This is a genomic window from Eubacterium album (genome assembly GCF_025336545.1).
Lineage (GTDB): Bacteria > Bacillota > Clostridia > Lachnospirales > Lachnospiraceae > Eubacterium_U > Eubacterium_U album.
The window spans coordinates 206,421-230,880 of record NZ_JAODBU010000003.1 but is presented as its reverse complement, the minus strand read 5'-3'; the positions used below and the strand labels follow the sequence as shown (position 1 = coordinate 230,880).

The 24,460-nt window shown below is 32.4% G+C and carries 20 protein-coding genes; 1 reads left to right on the top strand and 19 read right to left on the bottom strand.

What is annotated here, in order from left to right:
• Position 1: 1 nt before the first annotated feature.
• The 17 genes from N5B56_RS03610 to N5B56_RS03530 all read right to left on the bottom strand — a co-directional run bounded on the left by N5B56_RS03610 (position 2) and on the right by N5B56_RS03530 (position 20,009).
• Entirely contained in the window at positions 2–1,498 is a 1,497-nt protein-coding gene (locus tag N5B56_RS03610; RefSeq protein ID WP_117908696.1) for a sugar ABC transporter ATP-binding protein, read from the bottom strand.
• An 83-nt stretch (positions 1,499–1,581) separates the two neighbouring features.
• On the bottom strand, positions 1,582–2,697 hold the full coding sequence (locus tag N5B56_RS03605) for a sugar ABC transporter substrate-binding protein (RefSeq protein ID WP_117908694.1): 1,116 nt from the start codon (positions 2,695–2,697) through the stop codon (positions 1,582–1,584).
• Between the two features lie 35 nt (positions 2,698–2,732).
• Positions 2,733–3,653 (bottom strand): sugar phosphate isomerase/epimerase family protein, encoded by a 921-nt coding sequence (locus N5B56_RS03600; protein ID WP_117908692.1) that lies wholly within the window; start codon positions 3,651–3,653, stop codon positions 2,733–2,735.
• 325 nt (positions 3,654–3,978) lie between these two features.
• Entirely contained in the window at positions 3,979–4,869 is an 891-nt protein-coding gene (gene alsK / locus N5B56_RS03595; RefSeq protein WP_117908691.1) for an allose kinase, read from the bottom strand.
• A gap of 125 nt (positions 4,870–4,994) precedes the next feature.
• The gene (locus tag N5B56_RS03590) at positions 4,995–5,645 is read right to left on the bottom strand and encodes a ribulose-phosphate 3-epimerase (RefSeq protein WP_022089709.1); all 651 of its coding nucleotides are present in this window, start codon (positions 5,643–5,645) and stop codon (positions 4,995–4,997) included.
• A 286-nt stretch (positions 5,646–5,931) separates the two neighbouring features.
• Positions 5,932–6,912: a LacI family DNA-binding transcriptional regulator gene (locus N5B56_RS03585; protein WP_260978403.1), complete on the bottom strand. Its 981-nt coding sequence runs from the start codon at positions 6,910–6,912 to the stop codon at positions 5,932–5,934.
• Positions 6,913–7,334: 422 nt separating this feature from the next.
• Positions 7,335–7,772: a GatB/YqeY domain-containing protein gene (locus N5B56_RS03580; RefSeq protein WP_117908685.1), complete on the bottom strand. Its 438-nt coding sequence runs from the start codon at positions 7,770–7,772 to the stop codon at positions 7,335–7,337.
• 22 nt (positions 7,773–7,794) lie between these two features.
• A complete protein-coding gene (locus N5B56_RS03575; protein WP_117908683.1) occupies positions 7,795–9,291 on the bottom strand; it encodes a coiled-coil domain-containing protein in 1,497 nt (498 codons plus the stop codon).
• A 239-nt stretch (positions 9,292–9,530) separates the two neighbouring features.
• A complete protein-coding gene (locus N5B56_RS03570; RefSeq protein WP_118565373.1) occupies positions 9,531–9,878 on the bottom strand; it encodes a hypothetical protein in 348 nt (115 codons plus the stop codon).
• The gene (locus N5B56_RS03565) at positions 9,875–10,216 is read right to left on the bottom strand and encodes a PqqD family protein (protein ID WP_022089703.1); all 342 of its coding nucleotides are present in this window, start codon (positions 10,214–10,216) and stop codon (positions 9,875–9,877) included. The genes N5B56_RS03570 and N5B56_RS03565 overlap by 4 nt, the downstream gene beginning before the upstream one ends.
• A gap of 85 nt (positions 10,217–10,301) precedes the next feature.
• Positions 10,302–12,248 carry an OPT family oligopeptide transporter gene (locus N5B56_RS03560; protein ID WP_117908677.1) on the bottom strand — a complete coding sequence of 649 codons (1,947 nt, stop codon included), beginning with the start codon at positions 12,246–12,248 and terminating at the stop codon, positions 10,302–10,304.
• A 129-nt stretch (positions 12,249–12,377) separates the two neighbouring features.
• Positions 12,378–14,453 (bottom strand): YgiQ family radical SAM protein, encoded by a 2,076-nt coding sequence (locus N5B56_RS03555; RefSeq protein ID WP_260978402.1) that lies wholly within the window; start codon positions 14,451–14,453, stop codon positions 12,378–12,380.
• A 16-nt stretch (positions 14,454–14,469) separates the two neighbouring features.
• Entirely contained in the window at positions 14,470–16,896 is a 2,427-nt protein-coding gene (locus N5B56_RS03550) for a DUF4125 family protein (protein ID WP_260978401.1), read from the bottom strand.
• Positions 16,897–16,923: 27 nt separating this feature from the next.
• Positions 16,924–17,763, bottom strand: coding sequence for a metal ABC transporter permease (locus tag N5B56_RS03545; RefSeq protein WP_178515310.1), 840 nt, complete (start codon positions 17,761–17,763; stop codon positions 16,924–16,926).
• Positions 17,763–18,458 carry a metal ABC transporter ATP-binding protein gene (locus N5B56_RS03540; RefSeq protein WP_117908668.1) on the bottom strand — a complete coding sequence of 232 codons (696 nt, stop codon included), beginning with the start codon at positions 18,456–18,458 and terminating at the stop codon, positions 17,763–17,765. Before N5B56_RS03540 ends, N5B56_RS03545 begins: the two co-directional genes overlap by 1 nt.
• A gap of 9 nt (positions 18,459–18,467) precedes the next feature.
• Positions 18,468–19,508 (bottom strand): metal ABC transporter substrate-binding protein, encoded by a 1,041-nt coding sequence (locus N5B56_RS03535; RefSeq protein ID WP_260978400.1) that lies wholly within the window; start codon positions 19,506–19,508, stop codon positions 18,468–18,470.
• An 81-nt stretch (positions 19,509–19,589) separates the two neighbouring features.
• Entirely contained in the window at positions 19,590–20,009 is a 420-nt protein-coding gene (locus N5B56_RS03530) for a Fur family transcriptional regulator (protein WP_022089696.1), read from the bottom strand.
• 355 nt (positions 20,010–20,364) lie between these two features.
• On the opposite strand from N5B56_RS03530, the gene N5B56_RS03525 reads away from it, so the two are divergent.
• Positions 20,365–20,901: a hypothetical protein gene (locus N5B56_RS03525; protein WP_117908662.1), complete on the top strand. Its 537-nt coding sequence runs from the start codon at positions 20,365–20,367 to the stop codon at positions 20,899–20,901.
• A gap of 151 nt (positions 20,902–21,052) precedes the next feature.
• Here N5B56_RS03525 and N5B56_RS03520 read toward each other — a convergent pair whose 3' ends face one another.
• Positions 21,053–22,366 carry a HEAT repeat domain-containing protein gene (locus tag N5B56_RS03520; protein ID WP_260978399.1) on the bottom strand — a complete coding sequence of 438 codons (1,314 nt, stop codon included), beginning with the start codon at positions 22,364–22,366 and terminating at the stop codon, positions 21,053–21,055.
• 309 nt (positions 22,367–22,675) lie between these two features.
• Entirely contained in the window at positions 22,676–24,409 is a 1,734-nt protein-coding gene (locus N5B56_RS03515; protein ID WP_118565381.1) for a proline--tRNA ligase, read from the bottom strand.
• Positions 24,410–24,460: the final 51 nt, after the last annotated feature.

Here is a 24,460-nt window from a genome sequence, read left to right as displayed (position 1 = left end):
TCTAATTACCTCCAATTGCCAAATCAAGAATTGAATCTTCTACAAAATCAACCTTACTTGTAAGTTCAGCTGTTACTTTTCCTTCACTCATTACGATGATTCTGTCGCTAATACCCATTGCTTCCGGTAACTCTGAAGAAACTACGATTATACTCTTACCTTCTTCAACAAGTTCTTCCATCAATCTGTAAATTTCTGCTTTAGCACCTACGTCTACACCTTTTGTAGGTTCATCAAATATGATTATATCTACATCTGTAGCCATCCATCTTGCTAAAATTACTTTCTGCTGATTTCCACCTGACATGTTACTTGTCAGATAATCAACTCTTCTTGGATGTACATCCATTTCTTCAAAAAAGCGTTCTGCATTTTTTATTTTCTTCTTTTCATCCGTAAACGGACCTTTCATATATTTTTCCAAACTTGAAATTGCTATATTTTCATAGTTGTTAGAAAGATTCATAAATCCTTGTGTTTTTCTATCTTCAGGTAATAATCCTATTCCGGCCTTCAACGCTTTTGTAGTATTCCAGCCATTCTTTACTTCTTTTCCTTTAAGGATAATCTTTCCGGATGTTTTTTGATCCGCTCCTATAATGGTTCTCATTACTTCTGTTCTTCCTGCACCTACCAGGCCAAAGAAACCAAGAATTTCACCTTTATGGAGTTCAAAACTAACATCGTTATAATTTTCATTTGTTAAATGTTCTACACTCAATACAACTTCATCAGTTTTTGGACTTGGTTTAAGTCTTGATGCAACTGCTGATACATTTCTACCAACCATTGCATGTATAAGTTCATCTCTTGTTGTGTTTGCAATATCCATTGTCTGAATGTATTCACCATCTCTAAGAATGGAAGCCCTGTCGCAAATCTGGAAAATTTCTTCCAGTCTATGGCTTACATAAAGAATTGTAACACCCTGTTTTTTCAATTTTCTAACTACATCGAAAAGGGCTTCTGTTTCTTTTAATGTAATAGATGCTGTTGGCTCATCAAGAGAAATAATCGTTGAATGATGATACAACGCTCTTGCTATTGCTAACATCTGCATTTCACCTGCTGTCAATGTACTAACTAAATCAGATGATTTGAAGTTACAATTTAATTCTGCCAATATTTCATCTACTTCTTTATTCATTTTTTTGAAATCTATAAAAATTCCTTTTTTAGGTTCATAACCCATTGTTACATTTTGACCAACTGTAAGATCCTTTACTACAAGTGTTTCCTGATGAACTTTAGATATTTTGCCATTTACAATAGCATCATTTGTGTCTTTAAAGCTTACTTTTTCTCCATGAAGTCTTACTTCACCTTCATATTCCGGATAAACACCATGAAGAATATTAAGCAGAGTTGATTTTCCTGCTCCATTTTCACCTAATAGTGCGTGAACTTCTCCTTCTTCTACTGAAAAAGATATATCTTTAAGGACGTGTACTCCTGGAAAGCGTTTGTTAATATTAACAAATTCAACAGCCTTCGCCATAATAGTTCCTCCTTCTTTATAGATGGGAGAAAGTTCTCACTTTCTCCCATTATCTAAACCTAACTGTTCCTTTTTATTTTTTACTATTCAGTTACATATTTAGCATCTGTCCATCCAATGATTTCAGCTGCGTCTTTGTCTACGTTTGTTGAATCAATAAGAGCCTGTGGTGTATGTGTTACTCTTGGAATATCCTGTCCTGCTAATACACGTAATGTTACTTCTGTAGCAACCTGTGACATATAGTATCCAAATGAGTCAACTGTTGCATCTAACTTGCCTTCTCTAATTGAATCATAAGCTTCGCCGATACCGTCAACACCTACTACTAAGATGTCTGCTTTTGCTTCTTCTACTGCTTCAACAACACCTAAAGCCATATCATCGTTGTTACAGAAGATTGCCTTTAAGTCAGGGTTCTGCTGAATCCATGTGCTTGCTAATTCTTTTGCTTTCTGTCTATCCCAGTCAGCATTCTGTTCTGCTACTACTTTAAGTCCTGAGTTATTGTCCTTAATCCATCCTTTGAATCCTGCTGTTCTTTCACGAGCTGCAAATGCCTTTGCCATACCTACTACGATAGCAACTTCGCCTTTGTCACCAAGCTGTTTTGAAACCCATTCAGCTGCCAATTCACCATTCTGGTAAGCATCAGGTCCTACGAAATAATCTGCTGCTGAAATTAAACCGTCATTTACGTTGATTGTAGGAATCTTCTTTGTCTTAGCATTGTCAACTGATGATGTTAAGTTTGAATCTGAAATTGGGCTTAACATTAATGCGTTATATCCCTGGTTAACTAAGTTATCTGTCATTGTCTGCTGTCCGATTTCATCACTTTCATCTGTTGTTCCGTCTACTTTGATTTTAACATCAACTCCTGCATCTTTAAGTGATTTTTCTGCTGCTTCATAACCATTCTTGAAGTTACGCCAAAATTCATTTGAGAATGATTTTGCGATAGCTCCTAACTGAAGTCCACCTTTAACCTTAACTTCATCTCCTAAGTTCTGACGAATTTCTTCGATTGTCATACTATCTTCAACTGTGTCCGGGTTAAATTCTTCTGTCTGTGTTTTTGCTGAAGAACCTGAACCACTGTTTGATGCCTGGCTGCTATCTCCTGAGCCACTTCCGCATCCTACTAAACCAAATACCATTGTTGCAACTAATGCTGTTGCTAAAATTTTCTTTCTCATTTGCATTTTCTCCTTTTCTTATGCTTTAATTTTCCTTATTTTAACATGTCCAGAACAAGGCGTTGTGCCTCAACTCCGTCACGTTTAGATACTACTTTGGCTATTCTGTCCATTCCGATTTCATCTACTATCTTAGAAATCTTTTCGAATGAATTAATATTTGCTTGTGTTTCAAGTTTTGCATTTTCTCTTATTGGGAATGTATCAAAGAATACAACTCCCTGATAATTATATTTCTTTAAGTAATATATAAATTCTGCTGCATGAGCTATATTAACTGAACCAAATATCATTCCGCTGTCCATCTGTGAATATCCGTCATTCATATGCAATCCGTAAAGTTTTCCCATACTTGCTGCAAGTGCAAGTCCATATGCCGGGGAGTCTCTCTTCATTAACATATGGCAAAAATCTAATGTACATCCAACATTTGGTTTATCAATTTCTTTAATAAGAAGTAATGTCATTCCTGTACTGTCAACCATTGAGAAGTTTCTCGGTTCAAACGGTTTATATTCTATGCTGTACTTCATATCCGGTCCATAGTCTGCTATTTCTCTGAATGCATCTATCATCTGTTTCCATGCTTCTTCGTAATCAACCTGAAACGCATAATCAAAACCATCGTTTTCCAACCATAATGTAATGTAGGTTCCTCCAAGTTCTCTACAAATATCTGTTGCCTCTTTGCAATACCTTATTGCTCTTTCTCTAAGCTCTGGATCAGGATTAGTTAAATCACCGTTTGTAAAATCATTTCTCCAACGAACTGCTAAACCGTTTACCTTTAAATCACCCATTGCTTTTTTAATTTCTTCTAAATCATATCCTTCAAAATGTTCCGGATAGTTAAACTCTAAATGAGTAATTCCATCCATTTCATGATACGCTTTAATTGCATCAAATACATTTTGACCTTTTAAAATAAAAGAATTAAATCTTCCTGCGTAATTCATATGCTCATCCTTTCTTTATTTTTATGTCATTTGTTTTCATTTATTTTCATCTCTTGTCATAATTGTATGTCTTTTGCCTTTTTTTGTCAATATCTTTCATCATTTTCAACTATTATTACAATTATTGGCTCGATATTATGTGCATTATGCACAATTTTTTCTAATTAAAAACGTTTCATTTTCTTTCATTTAAATTTAGCATCCTTTTTCTTTTTAGAAATTATTACCAAATATTCTTAAGTTAGTTTAGACTAATTTTACAGTAAAAAAAGAGAAACTAGAATATTTCTAATTTCTCTTTTCAACAATTTGAATATTTTTGAAATTATATTAAAGTTTTTGCAAAAATTATTGCACCCTTTACTCCATTATCAGGTTTATCTACAGAATATTTAATATCCAGATTCTCTGCCGGATATGGTTTTCTTGCATGAACATACAATCTTTCTTCCAAAAGTTCTTTTGGGAACCCTTTCATATTAATTACACCACCACCAAATATTATGGAATCCGGATTTAATATATTTATTTCACTGCAAGCCACACAAGCTATGGCATCTACATACTCACGTAATATATGACTATTGCTATGTTTTACAAATAATTCATTCATAGTTGTTTCAGGAAAACATTTATCTTTAATTTGTACAAGTTTCCATCCTGAAGCATAACATTCAGAGCATCCAAGATTTCCACATCCGCACTGTTCTTTTCCTCCAATCATTGGTATATGTCCCAATTCGCCCGCTGCTCCATCTTTTCCTGCAAGAGGTTTACCATTTATGAATATTGCATTTCCAACTCCTGTACCAATATATATTCCTATTCCAATTCCATCATCTGCAATTTTTTGCTCATATTTATCCCAAAAATAAAGCATATGAACATCTCTCTCCAGTGCCACTTTAATTCCAAGAACTTTCTCCAATTCCTCTCCCAGTCTTATGTTATTCATTCCTTTTATATTGGGAACCTGCAAAATTTCTTTTCGATCAGCACTCAAAGTTGCAGGTATACCTATTGCTATCTGCTGTATCTCTTCATCCTTGCAATATTCACCTATATATTTTTTTATTATATTAGCTAAACACTCTACTATTTTTCCTTCTTTTAAATTTTCCTTAGTGGATATTTTAACAAAATCCTTGAGTTTACCATTACAATCATGACCTATTCGGATATTTGTTCCTCCGATATCTATTCCTATTACACTCATTTTGTTTTCTCCTATTAATACACATTAACCACTCTACCAGGCAATCAATTATCTGTGTCATTTTGCCAAATAAACTTAATACGTTTTCTTTTCATCTATATGATGTCATGCAAATTTCGCATATTCTATAATGCTCTTAATCCATCTAAAAGTTCTTTATATGGTTTTCCCTTTCCAAATAAAGCTGATGTTCCAAGTATAAATCCTTTTACACCCATCTTAGATAATGTTTCTACTCTTTCCGGAGAACATGCTCCATCTAACATTACTTCATATCCATATTTTTCTTTTAATTCAATTAATTCCTTAATTTTTTCATCAACAGAGCTGATATATTTTTGTCCTGCAAATCCCGGATTTACACTCATTACCATTACATATTTTACAAATGGCAATAATGGCTTAATCGTTGCTACTGCCGTTCCCGGATTTATTGCTATCCCTGGTGTCGCTCCTGCATCTATAATGGACTGTAATGTTCTTGTCGGATGAACATCTGATTCTGGATGAATATAAATAATTTTTATTCCCATTTTTGCAAATTTTTCAACATAACTTCCGGGATTTTCAATCATTAAATGGGCATCTACAGGTATCGTTGCTTTTTTGCATATAAACTCCACATCCTGAAGTCCCATTCCAAAATTAGGAACAAACTGTCCATCCATTATATCTATATGAAATATATCTGCTCCTGCCTTCTCTAACTTTTCTACCTCTTCACTTAAATTTCCATAATTTGCGCACATCATTGATGGACATAATAACTTTTCCATTGTATTCTCCTTTCTGCACTCTGCAATTCAATTAACTTTAAATATTTTCTTGAATTGCTTTTCATATTACCTTTTTATTTTTAAGTTCTTATCTTATGTAAGCGTTTACATTTTGTATAAATTTTTTTCTTATGTTATCATTAGTGTAAACGTTTACATTTTTCTTGTCAAGTAAAAGGAGCTAAACATTAACTCCTTTTTTATTAAAATCGTTTTAATTCTATTTTTTATTTATAACGTGTTCTTTTTTACCATATTTTTATTAAAAATAATATCTAACCTGTACTTATCTTTCTTTTATTTTCACCGGAAGTATCAATCTGTTTTCTTTTATCTTCTCTCCATTCATATTTTTTTCCAACATTTCTACTGCTGCCAATGTCATCTCTTCAATTGGCTGAACAATTGTTGACAATGGTGTTTCTATCACTTCCGACATATTGCTTGCATCATATCCAAATACTTTTACATTTTCCGGTATTTTAAATCCTGCTTCTTTTATAGCTTTTATAGCTCCTATTGCTATAATATCTGTAGTTGCAAAAATCCCATCTATTTTATTATTCTTTATATATTCTTTTGTTTTATTATATCCTTCTTCTAAAGACACATTATCTACAATTATAATCTTTAGATTTAATCCGTTCTCATTCATTGCATATGCATAGCCCTGACATCTTTTTTTATGAGTAGAAACAACGTCTTTAGGGCTTAAGCAAATTATATTTTTACATCCTTTCTTTATCATTGCATCTGTTGCTATATATCCACCTGATAAGTTATCACTTTCTATTATCGCCATATCTTTTCTTTTATTACTAAATTTGGGCTCTCTATCTAAATATACTGTAGGAATTAATATTTTGTTTTCTTTATTTGCTTTTTCTGAAACAATATGGATAATGCCTCCTACCTGCTGTGCCTGAAGCATTTCTATACATTGCTTTTCTATTTTATCATCTTCACTTGTATTACATATAATTGATGCATAACCTTTATTAAAAAATAACGTCTGAATTTGTTTTGCTATCTTGCTGAAAAACTCATTTGAAATATCAGGTATAACAATACCTATGGTCGTAACCTTATTAGTTCGCATTCCTTTTGCCAACAAATTTGGAACATAATTATTTTCTTTCATAATTTGAAGAATCTTTTCTTCCGTTTCCTTTGCCACTTTTCCACTTTTATTAATTACTCTCGATACCGTTGCAATTGATACCCCTGCCATTTTCGCAATATCTTTGATAGACACATTATTTTTCATTGCATTTAATCCTTCTATTTTGCTATATTTTATCTCTTAAATATTCTACTAATTTTAGCATAAAACATCAATAAATACATTTTTATTCACTATATTTATTGTAAAAAATGAAACGTTATTATATTATAGTATTAGGTAAATTTTCAATAGAAAAGGGGTTTTAACATGAATAATATTCTAGACTTTATTTTTGATGAAGATGGACAAGGTCTTGTTGAATATGGACTACTGTTAATATTAGTAGCCGTTATCGTTTTTGCAGGTCTCCAGATTTTTGGTAAGCGCATTGAGACCTTTTACAACTTCGATATCCCGAACAGCAATAACTCAACACCATAAAAAATAAAAGCATCACAAATCCGACTAATCAATTGTCATATTTGTGATGCTTTTATTTTTTTATATTTATTTTAAGATTTAATCTACTGGCAAAGCTTTGCTACCGTCTGGTTAATCACCTTACCATCTGCCTTACCTTTAAATTCAGGCATAACTGTTTTCATAATCATACCTTTATTCTTTGTAGCAAGAACATCTGCAAATTTTTCTTTTAAGATTGCTTCAACTTCTTCTGCTGACATAAGCTGTGGAGCGTATTCACTAAACACATCGTATCTTGCCTGATATTCATCTTTTAAATCTGTTCTGTCTGCCGGACATGAATCAATCTGCTCTTTTACAGTTTTCATTTCCTTTAAAATTACTCTGTCAACCATTTCTGTTGGAATGTCATCTCGGCATCCTTCATCAATAGCCATTTTCTTTACAGCCTGAATAAGTGCTGAAATTGATTCTTTTCTTGGTTTGTCTTTGTTCTTCATAGCTGCAATCATGTCTTTTTGTAATGTTTTAATGTCCATTTATATGCCTTCTTTCCAGTTGCTATTTTAATGCAACAAAAATTTTATTCATATCTTTCATTACGCCATTATTGATAAGCATATCAATAATTTCCTGATTAAACTTCTCAGATAAACATTCTATTGAGCCCATCATTTCACGGTTAAGCATATCTTCCATTGCCTGACGTCTTACAACTCTGCTCTTAATAACCTGCGCACATATTGTGTCATAAATCTTATCTCTACAACTGTCAAATGTTTCCTGAGCTATTTCATCTTTTCTTGCTTCAATTTCTTCAAGTAATGATTCATCAATGCTTGACTTATCATATACAATACCATTTTCATATACTGCTTTGCCCTGTGCAATAAGCGGTGTAAGCTCTGCTCTTGCCTCAGTTTCTGTTGGCGGATAATGTTTCCAATCAAGCATGTCTATTATAAATATCAAATCTTCAATAGAAATCTTTCCTGTTGCTTTTATAAGATTTGATACACAATTAATAACCTTGTCATTTCCATCGTCAGCAGCTAATGTTTCAAATACCTGAATAAGCTTAGTCTTTCTTACAGAATAAATTTTATCATTAAGTTCTGCAATCTGTCTCTTTAACTCATCGTTTTCTCTTGTAATTTCAGGCATCATCTGCATGTCTACACTTAATTGCTTAAGTTTCTCATTCTTCATATTCTTAGAAAATCTTCCAAGATTCTGAATTTCTGCCTGAAGTCTGCTCATTTCTTCTTCAATATTCTTTACTCTAAGATGATTTTCCTTAATACTTCTGTTAAATTCTATAATTGAATTCTGTGACTCATCCCTTATCTTAGAGTATTCATCATAAATATTTCCAAATTCTTTATTTCCGGCCTCTTTTTCAGCCTGAAGGAATTTCATAACTGATTTCCAAAATTCCTCTTCCGACTTACCCATTTCCTGTTCGAAGAACTTTCTTGTAAATCCTTCTTCACGCATTCCCATTACTTTCAAAAGTAGATGTGCCCTGCTTTCATAATCTATTGGGTCTGCCATTACTTCTTTCATTACCTTGTCATAGAAATTAATATCACGTCCGTTCATTTTTGGTGTAAATTCCCATGGATAATTAAAGTTATCATCATATTTTCTCTTTTCAAATAATCTGAATGAAAACTTTTCTCTCTTGTCTTTCATATAAAAAACAAGAAAGTATTCAGTATAATCTTCACTTATCTGATTACTTGCAATTTCATATCTCTCTATAGTTATATAAGGAATAATTCCTCTTACCTTTCCTGTACCAAAAGTTCTTTCCTGATTCATGCCGGCATCAGTTATAACAATAAAATCTTTAAAAAACGAAGCTGCATGATATCCTGCGGTTCCCTTACAGGTCGCATCTATTGTCATCAATATACCATACTCGTCCCAACGTCCTCTTTGTAGAACAACGTTTAGTAATATACTTTCAGGTGGTAATAGTGGTTTCAAAACTTCTGCTTTAGTTTCAGGTAATTTTGAATACATCCATCGCACCTGCAACTCTTCGTATCCCATTGATACACCCTCCTCTGTACATATATAGCACTTAATTCGTGTATTTTTACTTTTATACTTTAGTATACCATATAAAATATGCTATTACAAAATACAATTTAAAGTATTTCGAGATATTTTTAATATTATTAACATTTTCACAAATTCAACTGCTTTTCATTAACATTTTTAACAATACATAGGCATCAAAGTCAAGGGCTTTTGCCCCCAACATCATATTATAACATAAGCACAAAGTCTTAATGTTTTCCTATCTTTTTATATCTGTTTCCTTCTGTTTCAACCTGACCTGTTTTTACCATATAATTCATAAGCTGTTTTGCATAATCTTTCTTATCTTTTACAACTATTTTATTAGGTGAAAATATCTGTTTTGCTTCTAAATTTTCGCTTAACTTTTCAACATCTGTTATTGTAATGTACTCATGATTTTTTAAGTATTTTTTTACTTTACTTTCACCTTTGCTAAATAAAAGATTCATTAAATCCTGTGACTCATTTTTCTGTTTTACTATTCCCCAACCATAAATAATCATTGTAGCCAGTGCAAATAATAAAACTCCTACAATTACCGTTACTAATTTCATTTATCTTCCTCATTTACAAATACGACATATTTATTTGTTTCTAAAATTTTAAAATATTTAGCAAGTCTTTCATACAACTGAGCTCCTGCTTTTTTATGTTCTTTTTCTAATATTTTTCCAATTTCATATATTGTTTTTTTACCATCAATCTGTTTCCACACACAACTTCCATACTCATCTAATTTTATAAAACTGTATCTTGGCTTTTTAAATAACTTCTGAGCCAACGTATTATAAAATCCTTTATTTTCTATTGTAACTTCAACTATTCCATCTTCTAATATTTCCCATTTTTTATTTATTTTAGGAATATTATCAATATAATTTTCTTTCTTCATAGCCGCTCCAATTATTAACTATTTAAGGCACTACCACATTTTCTGTAGCAGTGCCTTGCTTTATTGTTCTAAATTTGCTTCTAATTTATTTATCTAATTTTGCATCAACTTCAACTGCATTTTTTGGTCTTGTGAAGATAAATAATGTTGAAAGTAATAATACAAATGCTACTAATCCAACCCAGTTACCTGCTGACTGGAAAGCATCTCCATATACTGATGATAAATCAATTACACTGTCCAATCCTACAACCGCTAAAACTGCAAGAAGAATACCTATTATACCTTCACCTGCAATCATACCTGCTGCATATAATACGCCTGTGTCAACTGAATCTTTTCTTTCTTTGTCATTTGCATATTTTCTCTTATTTTCCATAAGCCATTTAATCACACCACCAACCATAATAGGTGCACTTAAATGAATTGGCAAATATAAACCAATTGAAAATGCTAATACAGGAATTCCAAGAATTTCAACAACTATTGCGATAAACACACCCATAAATATTAATACCCAAGGTAATGTTCCCCCCATAACTCCTTCTACTACCATTTTCATTAAAGTTGCCTGTGGAGCAGGAATCTGTTCTGAGCCAAATCCCCATGCTGCATTTAAAAGATACATAACACCACCAATGGCAATTGCTGATACTACAGCACCAATTAATTCACCAATCTGCTGTTTTGCAGGAGTTGCTCCTACGATATATCCAGTTTTTAAATCCTGAGATGTATCACCTGCCATTGCTGCTATGATACAAATAACTGTTCCAATTGAGATTGCTGCTACCATACCACTTGCACCAGTACTTCCTGTTGCTTTTAAGATAGCTGTTGTAACAATTAATGTAGCGATTGCCATACCTGATACAGGATTGTTACTACTTCCTACGATACCAACCATTCTAGATGATACTGTTGCAAAGAAGAAACCAAATACAACAATAATAATTGCTCCTACAAATGATACCGGTATTTCAGGAAGTAACCATATAGCTACTGCTATAACAACGATTCCGCCAAGAACTGCTGACATTGGAATGTCTCTCTGAGTTCTATCTCCTGCTTCACCTTTTTTACCAAATCCTTTAACTGCACGACTAAATGTTTTAACCATTGTAGGTAATGACTTAATTAAGCTTATTAAACCACCTGCTGCTACTGCACCTGCACCGATATATCTGATGTAATTACTCCAAATCTGTCCCGGTGCTAACTGATTAAATGCAATTGCTTTTCCGGCATCGTCGACAACCTTTGAGGCTGCGTCTCCACCAAAATATGCTATAGCCGGTATTAATGCAAGATATGATAATACACCACCTGCAAACATATAACTTGAAATCTTTATACCACAGATATAACCAACACCTGATAAAGCCGGGAGTACATCCATACCTATGCCACATGTGTAACTTCCCTGCATTGAAAAATCAACTTCACTTGGGAATAATTTTAACCCATCAGCTACAAATTTGTATAATGCTGCAATTCCAAGTCCTGAAAATACTACTTTTGACTTCCTTCCACCTTCTTCTCCTGCTAAAAGAACCTCTGCACAAGCTGTTCCTTCAGGATATGGGAGAACTCCATGTTCTTCAACTATTAAGGCTGTACGAAGCGGAACCATAAATAACACGCCGAGTATACCTCCGCAAAGTGCTATTAGGGCTATTGTAATAAATGATGGTTCACTTATTCCACTTCCTTCTTCTGATGCCCAGATAAAAATTGCCGGAATAGTAAAAATTGCTCCGGCTGCTAACGATTCACCTGCTGAACCTATTGTCTGAACAATATTATTTTCAAGGATAGAGTCTTTTCTCATGATAACTCTTATAACACCCATTGAAATAACGGCTGCAGGAATCGAAGCTGATACTGTCATACCTACTCTGAGTCCTAAGTAGGCATTTGCTCCACCAAAGATTACTGCTAAAATAACACCAAGAATAACAGATGTCACTGTAAATTCAGGCACAATTTTGTCTGCAGGAATAAATGGTTTAAACTCATTCTTTTTTTCCATGTTTTATCTCCTGTTCTTATTTTTTATAGCAAAGCTATAATATCAGATGATGATACTAATATCATGCATCTTTTTATATATTACTCGAAACTATAGTATACTAAAAATTCATTAAACAAGCCACCTTTTTTATTGTTTTTTATTACTTTTATTTACATTTTTTTTACTTTTTAGTGCGTTTTTTATTTTTTTTGGTGATTTTCTACTGTTTTGTAATGATTTTTTATTACTTTTATCTAATTTCTTTATTTTATCCCTATTAGTATTTTTACCATTTGAGCTGTTATTATTTTGTTTTTCACCTTTTTTGTTTCTTAAATTTCTGCTATTTGTACCCTTATCATTCTTTCCACTATTTTGTCTTTTATTTTTATTTGCACCATTCTTACCATACATCTGTTTTTCCTTAGAAAATTGTCTTGGTCTGATAAGACATTCCGGTCCAAATCCAATTAAATCTTCTCTGCCTGCTATTTGCAACGCTTCCTTTACCAATTCATAGTTAGCAGGATTTCTATATTGCATTAATGCTCTTTGCATTGCTTTTTCATGTGGATTTTTAGGCACATACACCGGTTCCATTGTTCTAGGGTCAACTCCTGTGTAATACATTACTGTTGACATTGTTGACGGTGTTGGATAAAAATCCTGAACCTGTTGTGGATTATAATTTATATCTCTTAAATATTCTGCAAGTTTTACTGCCTCTTTCATATCTGAACCGGGATGAGAGCTCATAAGATAAGGGACTACGAACTGATCTTTTCCTGCAGCTTTATTTAATTTCTTATATTTATCTATAAATTTTTCATAGACAGCATTCTTTGGCTTACCCATTTTCTGTAATACTTTATCTGAAATATGCTCAGGTGCAACCTTAAGCTGTCCACTAATATGATAATCTACCAATTCCTTAAAAAACGTATCATCCTTATCTGCAATAAGATAGTCAAATCTTATTCCTGAACGTACAAATACTTTCTTTACTTTTGGCAGACTTCTTAATTTTCTAAGAAGTGACAAATAATCTTTATGGTCTACATTTAAATTCTTACAAGGTTCCGGGAAAAGACACTGCTTATTTTTACATACGCCACATTTTAACTGTTTTTTACATGACGGATGTCTGAAATTTGCTGTAGGTCCTCCTACATCATGTATATATCCTTTAAAGTTTGGCATCTCAATTATTTTTTGTGCTTCATTTATAATTGATTCATGACTTCTTGTCTGTATAATTCTTCCCTGATGAAATGTAAGTGCGCAAAAGCTACATCCGCCAAAACATCCTCTACAACTTATAAGCGAAAACTGTATTTCCTGAATTGCCGGAATTCCACCCATTCCTTCATACATCGGATGATAAGTTCTCATATAAGGCAAATCATACACATCATCCATTTCCTGCTGAGTTAGTGGTTCCTGTGGTGGGTTCTGCACTACAAAATTTCCATTCGGATATTCTTCTACTAAAGTTTTACCATTAAATGGATCTGTATTCTCTGACTGAATTTTAAAGCTCTTAGCATATTCTAATTTGTCATTTTTCATATCTTCATAAGTTGGAAGAATAATCGGTTCATATACTGAATCTAAATTCTTTGTCTTATATACTGTTCCCGGTATAAAAGTAATGTCATTTACGTCTAAGCCACTATCTAAGGCATCAGCTATCTGAACAATAGATTTTTCACCCATTCCATATGATATAAGATTCGCCTGACTATCTAACAAAATTGATCTTTTAAAACTATTACTCCAATAATCATAATGAGCCATTCTTCTTAAAGATGCTTCAATTCCGCCTATTATAATTGGCTTATTTTTATATGTGTGACGTATAAGATTACAATATACTACCGTTGCATGGTCCGGTCTTTTTCCGATTTCACCACCCGGCGTATATGCATCCATTGTTCTATGCTTTTTAGATACATAATAATGATTAACCATAGAATCCATATTTCCGCCCATTACTAAAAATCCCAGTCTTGGTTCTCCTAATATGTTAATACTATTGTCGTCTTTCCAGTCCGGTTGTGAAATAATTCCAACTGTATATCCGTGAGATTCTAAAACCCTGCTTATTATTGCGTGTCCAAATGAAGGATGGTCAACATACGCATCCCCTATTACATAGACAAAGTCTAACTGCTCTATTCCTCTGTCTATCATATCCTGTTTTGATACCGGTAAAAAACTCATACTTTTATTCCTTATACTAATTGTTTTTCTCTGCTTCATCTAACGATTTGTAACCTGACAGTAAAGCTGTATTTTTTATTGTCATTTCCGCAAGATTTTTGCCTTCTTTTGCAAGATTAATTACAAACTGCCCATACAATTTTAATAATTTTTCTGAATATGTCAACAACTCACCTTTTAAATATGTTTCATAAGATGTGTTATATAAATTATCAGAATCGCTGGTTATGTCTCTTGCATTATTTGCAAGTTTTGGATATTCTTTTGAAAACTCTTCCATCCAATCAACCTGAATTTTTGCGATTTCATCCACAATTTTTCTTGTCTTCTCTGTTTTTTTAGGAAGCTTATCTGCAAATTCAGCATATTCATCAGGTGAAGTGCTTTCCATCATCCTTGCATATTTTTCCGTAATCATATTCAGTCCTTTTTCCCTGTTTTCCGTCCACAGTTCAAGTATGCATGAAAGCATTTCATCTGTCCATGTCAAATACTGGCTTTTACGCATAATGTAAAACATTGGAAAATTGTTTTGACATTCCGCTCTTCCACCTACATTTTGTACTTTATCAAATGCTTCAAACTCCAAATCTATAATTTTATCTATTACTTTTTCCCTGTCAAATGCGTTTTCTTTATTTTTCAAAGTCAGATTCTCCATAATTATTCTTGAATAATCATTTAAAAATGTTGTTGTGCAACTGCCTTCTTCGATAATATTTTGTTTAATTAGCTGTTCTATTATCATCTTGCTGATTATTTCAATTGCTGCAACTTTCATATCATTTTCGTTCTTATCACGACTTGAATATGAATAATCTTCCCAGTTTTCTCTTTGGTCAGGCAAGTCAGCTAAAGCCTTTAATACCGCAGATACCTCCGGCAAAATTTCCAGTTCTTTCATTCCCTTAAGCATCCATTTGTAATATGGAGCATATTTTCTGTTAAGCAAATAAACAATTTTCATTGTATGTTGCATAAATTCTGAAATACAAATATTCGCAGTAACAAAATCTTTTCTTGCCATTGCCCTTTCGTAATTGCTCTGACCCGTCTGTGCCATTGCTGCTAATTCTCTTGAAATTTTAACTCTTCTTACTGTTTCCGGAATGTTTGCGAACTCACTTCTTATTGTTGAGAACTTATCTTCATTATCCTTAAATATAGCTCCATTAGTTACTGTCGCTAATTTGTAATCATCAATTTCTATCCATTCGCCTACAGTCTTTGGTGGTAACTTATATCCCGTATATTTTTCATAAAAATCACCTATTTTTGATACGCCACATCTTCCATCAGCTGTTGGTGTTTTATATGATTTTTCATTTTCATTTAAGAATCCGTATTTTTTCATAAATTCTTCTTCATGTTCAGAAATTATTTTTTCATATTCTTCTTCTAATTCTTTGCCTATTGCATCATATGTAGATGTGCTAACCCACATACAAAATCCTGCACCAAAATCATGGTCTCTTGAATATTTATCATCAAATCCAAACCTCTCCGAGCCCTCACCAACAAGACCTACTGCGATTTTATTTTCGTAATCAGAAAATTTTTCGTGAATCATCGGTTCTCCATATGTCTCATAAAATTTTCTGCTTAATTCAACTCCATTTTCTATTTTATCTGAATCTAAATTTGTATGAACTCCTAAAATACTGTAAATCTGTCGTAAATTACCTTCTGTTATTTTATATGCAGTTCCTTTGCCCATATTAATTCTTATCTCATCTAAGGCTTCCTCATACAATTTAGCTGCTGCTTCATATTCTCCTATCTGAGCTTTTAATGATGCCATCGCTGATAAAGCGGCACTGTAATGAAAATCTTTTACCTCATCCTGTCTAAAAAGTGCTAATGCTTTATTCAAATGTTTTACAGCTTCATCAATTCTTCCTAACTGAACCAAAGATGCTCCAAGATTAGAATGGGTAACTGCCACCTCTATTCTGGAATCACTTAGTTGTTCAATAATACACAATGCCATTTTCAAATGCGCTACTGCATTTACATAATCTCCCATTTCCTGATATAGAAGGGCTATATTGTTATTTATGCTTGCCATTCTAAAATCATTTGGTTCAATATTTTTCTCATAAATTTTCATTGCCTCATTGTAAAACATAAGTGACTGTTCAAGTTTACCTGCAGCACGATGGGCATTTGCTATATTTTGCAAAGAAGTAGCATAATCAACCGTTCCTTCAATATTCATTTCTTTCATTAAAGAAAGGCACTGATTACAGGCTTTTATAGACTTGTCATACTGACTTGTATCTCTGAAGAATCCCATCATTTCATTTAATATGGTAAACTGAGCTGATTTGTCATTTTCTTTTTTTGCATTTTCCATACTTTCATTTAAAAATGGCTCCACCTCATCTATCGCCTTTTTTGCAAATAATTTATCTAACCCATTTAAAAATACCTGAATATCCATAGCTCGTCCTTTCCTTTCTTTTCTATTTTATTTACTATATTTTCTCAATCGAATTACATTTAATATATTTCCAACAATAATGAACGCAACAAACATAATTAAATTTGCCACTACTACACTTGCACCTGCCGGTATTGATAATACATATGATACAATAAGTCCTGCAATAAAATTAATCATCGCTATTACAGCTGAACATATTGTTACACTTAAAAAACTTTTATATACTCTCATTGATGTAAGGGAAGGAAATATTATTAAGCTTGAAATAAGCATCGCTCCCATCATTTTTACACCTATTACTACTGTAACTGCTGTAAAGATAGAAATCAATGTATTATAAGAATTAACTTTAACTCCTGATGCTTTTGAAAAATTTTCATCAAATGTAACTGCAAATATTTTGTGATAACAAAATACAAATACTATTAATACTATAATCGAAAGTATTACACTCATTTCCACATCATCTTTTGACATTGCAAGAACACTTCCGAACATATAACTGTATACATCTGTGCTTAAACCTGTTGTAAGACTTGTAACAATTACACCAATTGCAAGTGCTGACGCTGAAACAACTGCAATTGCCGCATCACTGTGCATTTTTCCATTTTCAGCCATTCTAAGAAGAAAGAAGGCTGCAATAATTACTACAGGTATTGAAAATTTTATTGGTGCAAATCCGCATGCTACCGCAATTGAAAGTGCCCCAAATGATACATGAGATAATCCGTCTCCAATCATTGAATATCTCTTTAATACAAGACTCACTCCTAAAAGTGCAGCACATAATGCCACTAATAATCCACCTATAAATGCCCTTTGCATAAATGGATATGACATCATTTCTATAATTACTGACATTATTCATTACCTCCTAAAAAAGCATCTGATGTATTTGATTTTTCATATTCTTCTACAGTTCCGTAAAAATATTTCTTTCGTCCTAAATGCAATATTTTATTAGCATAATTTACTGCATTTTCAATATCATGTGTTACCATAATTATCGTAACATTGTCTTTCACATTTAATTCTTTTATTAATTCATACATTTCCTTTGTTGCTGTAGGATCAAGTCCTGTAACAGGTTCATCTAAAATAAGTACATTGCTCATTGCACATAATGCTCTAGCTAAAAGTACTCTTTGCTGTTGTCCTCCTGAAAGTTCTCCGTAACATGTCTTTTTTAAATTAGTTATCCCAAGTTTTTCCATATTTTTCATTGCTTCCTGTCGGTCTGCTTTTGTGTAAAATGGAATTTTTCTTTTATTATTTAAGTTTCCGGATAATACAACTTCCCATACACTTGCCGGGAAATCCTTCTGTATCATTGTCTGCTGCGGAAGATAACCAATCTTTCCTTCTTTTAAATTCATTTTTCCTTCAAGAGGTTTTATAAGGCCAAGAATTGTTTTTACTAATGTACTTTTTCCTGTTCCATTTTCACCTACAATACACACATAATCTCCTTTATCAATTGTAAATGATAAATTCGATATAACTATTTTATTCTCATAACCTAACGTTACGTTTTCACATTCAAATATCATATCAATCCCTGCTCTCTATTTTTTTAATACTTCAAGATTTTTTGTCATCAGGTCTACATAAGTAACTCCACTTTGAAACTGTTTTTCCGTTATATTATGACAACTGTTAAACTCATATGCCTTTGCTCCTGTGTCTTCGCATATTGTATTTGCCACTGCCTTACTGCTTAATTCCAAATAGTAAACCTTATTAATTTTATCTTCGTTTATTTTGTCTATAAGAAACGCTATTGTTCTTGCACTTGGCTCTGTGTCTTCGGCACATCCCGGAAATGCTGCATAATAACTTAATCCATATTCTTTTGCAAAATATAATAATGGAAATTTGTCTGCAAATATAATTTCTTTTTTGTCCATCTTATTTACAATTTTCCTTATCTGTGTATCAATGTTTTGTATTTTTCCTATATATTCATCCGCATTTGCTTTATATATTTCTGCATTTTCAGGGTCAATCTTTATCATTTCATCACATATATACCCAACCATCTTCATTGCATTTACAGGTGATGTCCAAATATGCTCATCATATTCCTTGTCATCATGTGAATGTTCACTTTCTTCGTCATGTGAATGTTCACTTTCTTCGTCATATGAATGCTCACTTTCTTCACTATGACTATGCATTTCTTCACTATGGTCATGGGAATGCTCATATCTCAAATCCATTCCTTCTACCGTTTCTTCTTCCATAACATCAACATAGTCCATCATTCGCATAACCTGTTCATCATTTGACAATGCCCCTAAAACAGAGTCAACCCATGTTTCTAAAGTGCCTCCGTTATATATAAACAAATCTGCATTTTCAATTTTTATTATGTCTTTCGGTGTCGGCTCAAACGAGTGGCTGTCCTGTCCCGGTGCAACCGTCATTGTAATCGAAATTCCATCTACTCCTTTTGTAACTGCTCTTACAAAATCATAATATGGAAATAATGTAGTTACTATCTTTATTCTTGCATCATCCTGTGGTTCTGTATTCTGTGTAGCTTTACATCCGTTAAACGATACTACCACAATTATAGATAAGATAATTGTTAATATTTTTTTCATTTTCATTAATCTGCTTACCTGCTTTCCGGCTTTTTTATTAGATTCAATAATTCTTTCTGCCTTCCGGTTTTTTATATAACTCTATTTATCTGACTTTTGACATTTTTCACATTTTCCATAAAATACAGTCTTTTTAGGATTTATTCTGAAATTATGGTCATCACCAATATGTCTGTATATTTCTTCTAAATGATGGCATTCCATTCTTGTAACCTCCCCGCATTCTTCGCATTTTATGTAAAATCCATCTTCAATCTTTTCTTGAGGATTCAAATATTTATAGCATGCTCCTGCCTGTCCTTCTACTTTTAATCTTGTTACAATTCCTGCCTCTTCCATTTTATCTAAATGTCTGTATATTGTAGTCTGTCCAACTGAGTAATTATGTTCTTTTAAGTAATTCCATATATCGTTAACTGTTACATAACCATTAGCATTTGTCTTTATACAATCCATAATGGCACTTTGCTGTTTAGTTTTATAATTTTTATTTCCACTCATTTTATATTCCTGCCTTTCAGAAAATATATATATTTGGTACATTATATTATCATCCAATTTGAAAATCTTTTTCATTTTACTCTTATTTTTTGTTTTAGTCAACGAATTTGAAAATCTTTTTCATTTTGTTCTCATTTTTTTCGTGTTATATTTTGAAGTATAATTTGCTATCTTGTAATTTAATTTGATGCCAGGGGCAAAAGTTCTTTCACTCACTCATAATCAAACTTATGTGAGCTTAAACTTTTTGACCATGACATCTTTAATATGTTATAATCTTTATTAAGTTTTGGCGAAGTGTTATTTATTTAATAATTCTTCACCGACCTGTTACTAAATGATATGAGGTGATTTTATGCGATACGTAAATCTCGAGGCTAATATGCCCTTAAACACTTTGGTAAACCGACTAAAAAAAGCAGAACATTATAATGACGAAGAGCCTTTCGGATATTGGTCTATTGAGACATTTGAAGGTAAAGAACCAGGTGTTCATGTTTCTTATGATGAAGAAAAGAAAAAATTATGCACTTATTACATAAGTGGCAATGAACAAAAGGATTTTATTACATCAATCAACAATGTTTTCACTGGTAAGATTATCGAAAAGGATGGTTTATGTTTTATAAAAGGTTTTACTTTTATGTCAGCAATTTTTAATATTGTTGTTATTTTGTCCATTGTATCTTTATTGCTAATGTTTTGGTTTATGAATAAGAATCCTAACATAATGATAATTGGAGTAATTTTCTTCATATACTTTTTGTTCGTGAAGGAACACTATAAAGAAAATGGGCGAAAAATTATTTATTTCTTTGGCGAATGTACTCAGAAAAAACAAAAGAAGATTAATCCTAATAAGAAAAAAGGCAAATATGCCAGAAGAAGATAATTGTATAACAAAAAAGGATTGGACCTATATAAATTATAGAATCAATCCTTTTTTAGTTTATTATTCTTTTATATTTATGCTATGGAATTTCGAAATTTTCAGGAAAAGACCACCAAAACAGATTACCGTTGCCAAATAATAACTTCTTGTTTTATTCATCCCAATCTCTTTCTATCTGTTCAAGTACTTCATTAATTTCAGAAATAACTGAACATTTAGTCTCAATTTTCTTATGTTCAATTAATGTTGTACGTATCACTTCTTTATTACTATCATTTACAATTTCACTTAAGTTTTCAACTACTGTCTGTCTGTTTTGATATCTTTTTGAATTTAACATTGATAATAAATTCGCTAAATATTCTTCTATACCTAAACTATATAAAACACTAAATATATATATTCTCGCAAACTCAACTTTTTCATTTAACAATCTACATTTCAAAAATTCAATTAAATCATGCTGCTGATTTATCTCAATCGCTACATCTCCCAATGATGCTATTGCATATCCTCGTACCAAACCACTTGTATCTTTTTCTCCTATATTCTTTAGTAATTTATAGGTTTTTAAGGATTTACCATTACATAATGAATCACATGCTTCCATTCTCACAAATAGATCATTATCATGAGCTAATCGTTGCAATATTTTTTCTCCTTCTTTCAAATTCGAATTAACTAATACTCTAGCAGCGAAACCTCTATTATTACAACTTCCCTCGACTGAAATCTCTTTCAATCTACAAAAATCTTTCTCATCAATGCCTTTCTCATCTGACTTTTCCTTTAAATCAATTAAGAATATTTCCTCAATTATATCATTAATTCTATAAATTACTGACCCCGCTGTTTCAACTTTCTTATGCTCTAATAAGGCTGTAATAATCTCATTTTTATTGCTATCATCAAAAATTTCATGTAAACTTTCAACTACCGAATGTCTATTCTCATATTTTTTTGAATTAAACATAGATAATAAATTTTTCAAATATTTCTCTCGTCCCAATTTATATAAAGCAGTATATGTATTTATTCTTGTAAACTGAACTTTTTCCTTTATTATCCTTTCTTCCAAAAATTCAATCAACTCATTTTCCCTATTAATTCTATTTGCAATATTTTCTAATGACAATATTGCATATCCCCGCACCAAACCACTTGTATCTTTCTTTGCAATTTCTTTTAACAGATTATATGTATCAACAGATTCACTTATGCACAATGAATCACATGCATCTGTCCTTACCAGCCAATCATGGTCTTTAGTTAATCGTAACAATATCTGTTCGCCTTTTTCATCACTAGACTCTACTAGAGTTTCTGCAACAACAGCTCTAATATAGGCATCTTCATCATAAGATAATTCACTTAATATACTATAATCTTTTTCATCAAAATCTTCCACGTATGATTTTTCTTGTAGATATGTCAACAGCTCACATTTTTCTTTAAAATTCATCATTGTTCCTTCCTCAACCATTAGAATTTCATTACATTCTCCTGTAAAAAAATCCCCAAACAACATCATATTGAAATGTCAGATTCTATCTGATACATCAATCTGGTTCTGTTCAGAGATTAAGTCATTTATTAATGTTTTTCACAATACAATTTATCATTTATTTTAAATTTATTGTATCATCAACTATATTAATTCACAATAAAAAAAGTAAAATGTAGCATAGTAGCTATAATATAAAAAAGGTTAAAATGATGTTATACATCATTCTAACCTTTTTAATTACTAACAATCAAGTTACATTTCTCAATGCTATTTTACATGTGAATAAATCTGTTCTTTTAACTGTGCAATAATGTTTTCAACCTCTGTTACTGCATCAGCTGTAGGTGTCTTCTGCTGAATGCTCTTATCTCTTGTTGAGATTTCTACAACACCTTCTCCCATATTTCTTGGACTTACTACAACACGTACAGGAACTCCGAGTAAATCGGCATCTGCGAACATAGCTCCCGGTCTTGCTTTTCTGTCATCATATATTACTTCAATGCCTTTATTCTGAAGTGTTTCATATAAATTATCTGCATAAGCCTTACATTCTTCATCATCACTTCTTAAGCAACAAATGTGTACCTGCCATGGAGCAATTGTAATTGGCCAGATTGGTCCGAAGTCATCATGTCTTACTTCGCAAATTGAAGCTGCCATACGACCTACACCAATACCATAGCATCCCATAATAGGATACTGTGTTTCTCCATTTTCATCAGTATATGTAAAGTTCATAGCCTTTGAATACTTTGTTCCTAACTGGAATATATTACCAACTTCAATTCCTCTTGAAATTGTAATTGTTTTCTTTCCACACTGTGGGCAGATTCCACCTTCGGCAATTTTTGCCAAATCATAATATTCAACATCTCCACAGTCTCTTTCAACATTAAATCCTGTATAATGAGTGTCAACTTTATTAGCACCTGTTACAAGATAATCAATTCCTTTTAATGAACTGTCAAAGAACACAGTTACTTTATCAGAAATACCAACAGGTCCGATAAATCCTGCTGTTAATACACTGTCATCAACAATATCAGCCGGATGAATGTCACAACCTACTACCTTTGTAAGTTTAGCTTCATTTATATCTAAATCTCCTCTTATAAACGCAACAACAAATGTGTCATCTTCATTTCTCTGATATACAACAGCCTTTGCAGTATTTTCTGCAGGTATTTTTAAGAAATCACAAAGTTCTTCTATTGTTCCTGCATGAGGTGTTGGAACTTCCTTCAATTCTTCTTTTGGAAGTTTGTTTTCATTTTCTACAATTGATTCTGCTGCTTCTACATTTGCACTGTATCCACATTCAGGACAAATTGCTATTGAATCTTCCCCTGCCGGTGTAAGAAGCATATATTCATGAGAAATATTTCCACCCATCATACCTGAATCAGATTTTACAACTGCTACTTCAGGAATTCCGCATCTTGCAAAAATTCTGCAGTATGCATCATAGCACTTGTGATAGTACTGTTCCAAATCCTCCTGTGATGTATGGAATGAATATGCATCTTTCATTGTAAATTCACGTACACGGATAAGTCCTGCTCTAGGTCTTGCCTCATCACGGAATTTTGTCTGTATCTGATAAATCATAAATGGATATTTTGCATAGCTGTTAGCGTATTCTCTTACTAACTGAACTGATGCTTCTTCGTGTGTCATTCCAAGAACCATCTTACTTCCTGTTCTGTCTGTAAATCTTAAGAGTTCTGAACCTACACTTTCATATCTTCCTGATTCTTCCCAAAGACTACCCGGTAATGCAACAGGGAATAAAACTTCCTGTCCATCAATCTTATCCATTTCGTCTCTGATAATTGCTTCTATTTTCTGTGAAATTCTCTTCATCGGCGGAAACTGTGAATAAATTCCATTTGCTACATTTTTAATATAGCCTCCTCTAACCATAAGTGCATGACTGTCAATCTGACAATTTGCAGGTCTTTCTTTAAATCTGTCGCCAACTAATTTTGATAATTTCATCGTTCTCTCCTTCACTAATGTAAATTCTGGCACAATGTGCTATGTCTTTAA

Excerpts from the sequence above, each read along its gene's own strand:
- N5B56_RS03610 (WP_117908696.1), bottom strand. The coding sequence starts at position 1,498 with ATGGCGAAGGCTGTTGAATTTGTTAATATTAACAAACGCTTTCCAGGA.
- N5B56_RS03580 (WP_117908685.1), bottom strand. The coding sequence starts at position 7,772 with ATGGACATTAAAACATTACAAAAAGACATGATTGCAGCTATGAAGAAC.
- N5B56_RS03575 (WP_117908683.1), bottom strand. The coding sequence starts at position 9,291 with ATGGGATACGAAGAGTTGCAGGTGCGATGGATGTATTCAAAATTACCT.
- N5B56_RS03605 (WP_117908694.1), bottom strand. The coding sequence starts at position 2,697 with ATGAGAAAGAAAATTTTAGCAACAGCATTAGTTGCAACAATGGTATTT.
- N5B56_RS03570 (WP_118565373.1), bottom strand. The coding sequence starts at position 9,878 with ATGAAATTAGTAACGGTAATTGTAGGAGTTTTATTATTTGCACTGGCT.
- N5B56_RS03565 (WP_022089703.1), bottom strand. The coding sequence starts at position 10,216 with ATGAAGAAAGAAAATTATATTGATAATATTCCTAAAATAAATAAAAAA.
- N5B56_RS03550 (WP_260978401.1), bottom strand. The coding sequence starts at position 16,896 with ATGGATATTCAGGTATTTTTAAATGGGTTAGATAAATTATTTGCAAAA.
- N5B56_RS03585 (WP_260978403.1), bottom strand. The coding sequence starts at position 6,912 with ATGAAAAATAATGTGTCTATCAAAGATATTGCGAAAATGGCAGGGGTA.
- N5B56_RS03555 (WP_260978402.1), bottom strand. The coding sequence starts at position 14,453 with ATGAGTTTTTTACCGGTATCAAAACAGGATATGATAGACAGAGGAATA.
- N5B56_RS03520 (WP_260978399.1), bottom strand. The coding sequence starts at position 22,366 with ATGATGAATTTTAAAGAAAAATGTGAGCTGTTGACATATCTACAAGAA.
- alsK (WP_117908691.1), bottom strand. The coding sequence starts at position 4,869 with ATGAGTGTAATAGGAATAGATATCGGAGGAACAAATATCCGAATAGGT.
- N5B56_RS03560 (WP_117908677.1), bottom strand. The coding sequence starts at position 12,248 with ATGGAAAAAAAGAATGAGTTTAAACCATTTATTCCTGCAGACAAAATT.
- N5B56_RS03525 (WP_117908662.1), top strand. The coding sequence starts at position 20,365 with ATGCGATACGTAAATCTCGAGGCTAATATGCCCTTAAACACTTTGGTA.
- N5B56_RS03530 (WP_022089696.1), bottom strand. The coding sequence starts at position 20,009 with ATGAGTGGAAATAAAAATTATAAAACTAAACAGCAAAGTGCCATTATG.
- N5B56_RS03600 (WP_117908692.1), bottom strand. The coding sequence starts at position 3,653 with ATGAATTACGCAGGAAGATTTAATTCTTTTATTTTAAAAGGTCAAAAT.
- N5B56_RS03545 (WP_178515310.1), bottom strand. The coding sequence starts at position 17,763 with ATGTCAGTAATTATAGAAATGATGTCATATCCATTTATGCAAAGGGCA.
- N5B56_RS03535 (WP_260978400.1), bottom strand. The coding sequence starts at position 19,508 with ATGAAAAAAATATTAACAATTATCTTATCTATAATTGTGGTAGTATCG.
- N5B56_RS03515 (WP_118565381.1), bottom strand. The coding sequence starts at position 24,409 with ATGAAATTATCAAAATTAGTTGGCGACAGATTTAAAGAAAGACCTGCA.
- N5B56_RS03590 (WP_022089709.1), bottom strand. The coding sequence starts at position 5,645 with ATGGAAAAGTTATTATGTCCATCAATGATGTGCGCAAATTATGGAAAT.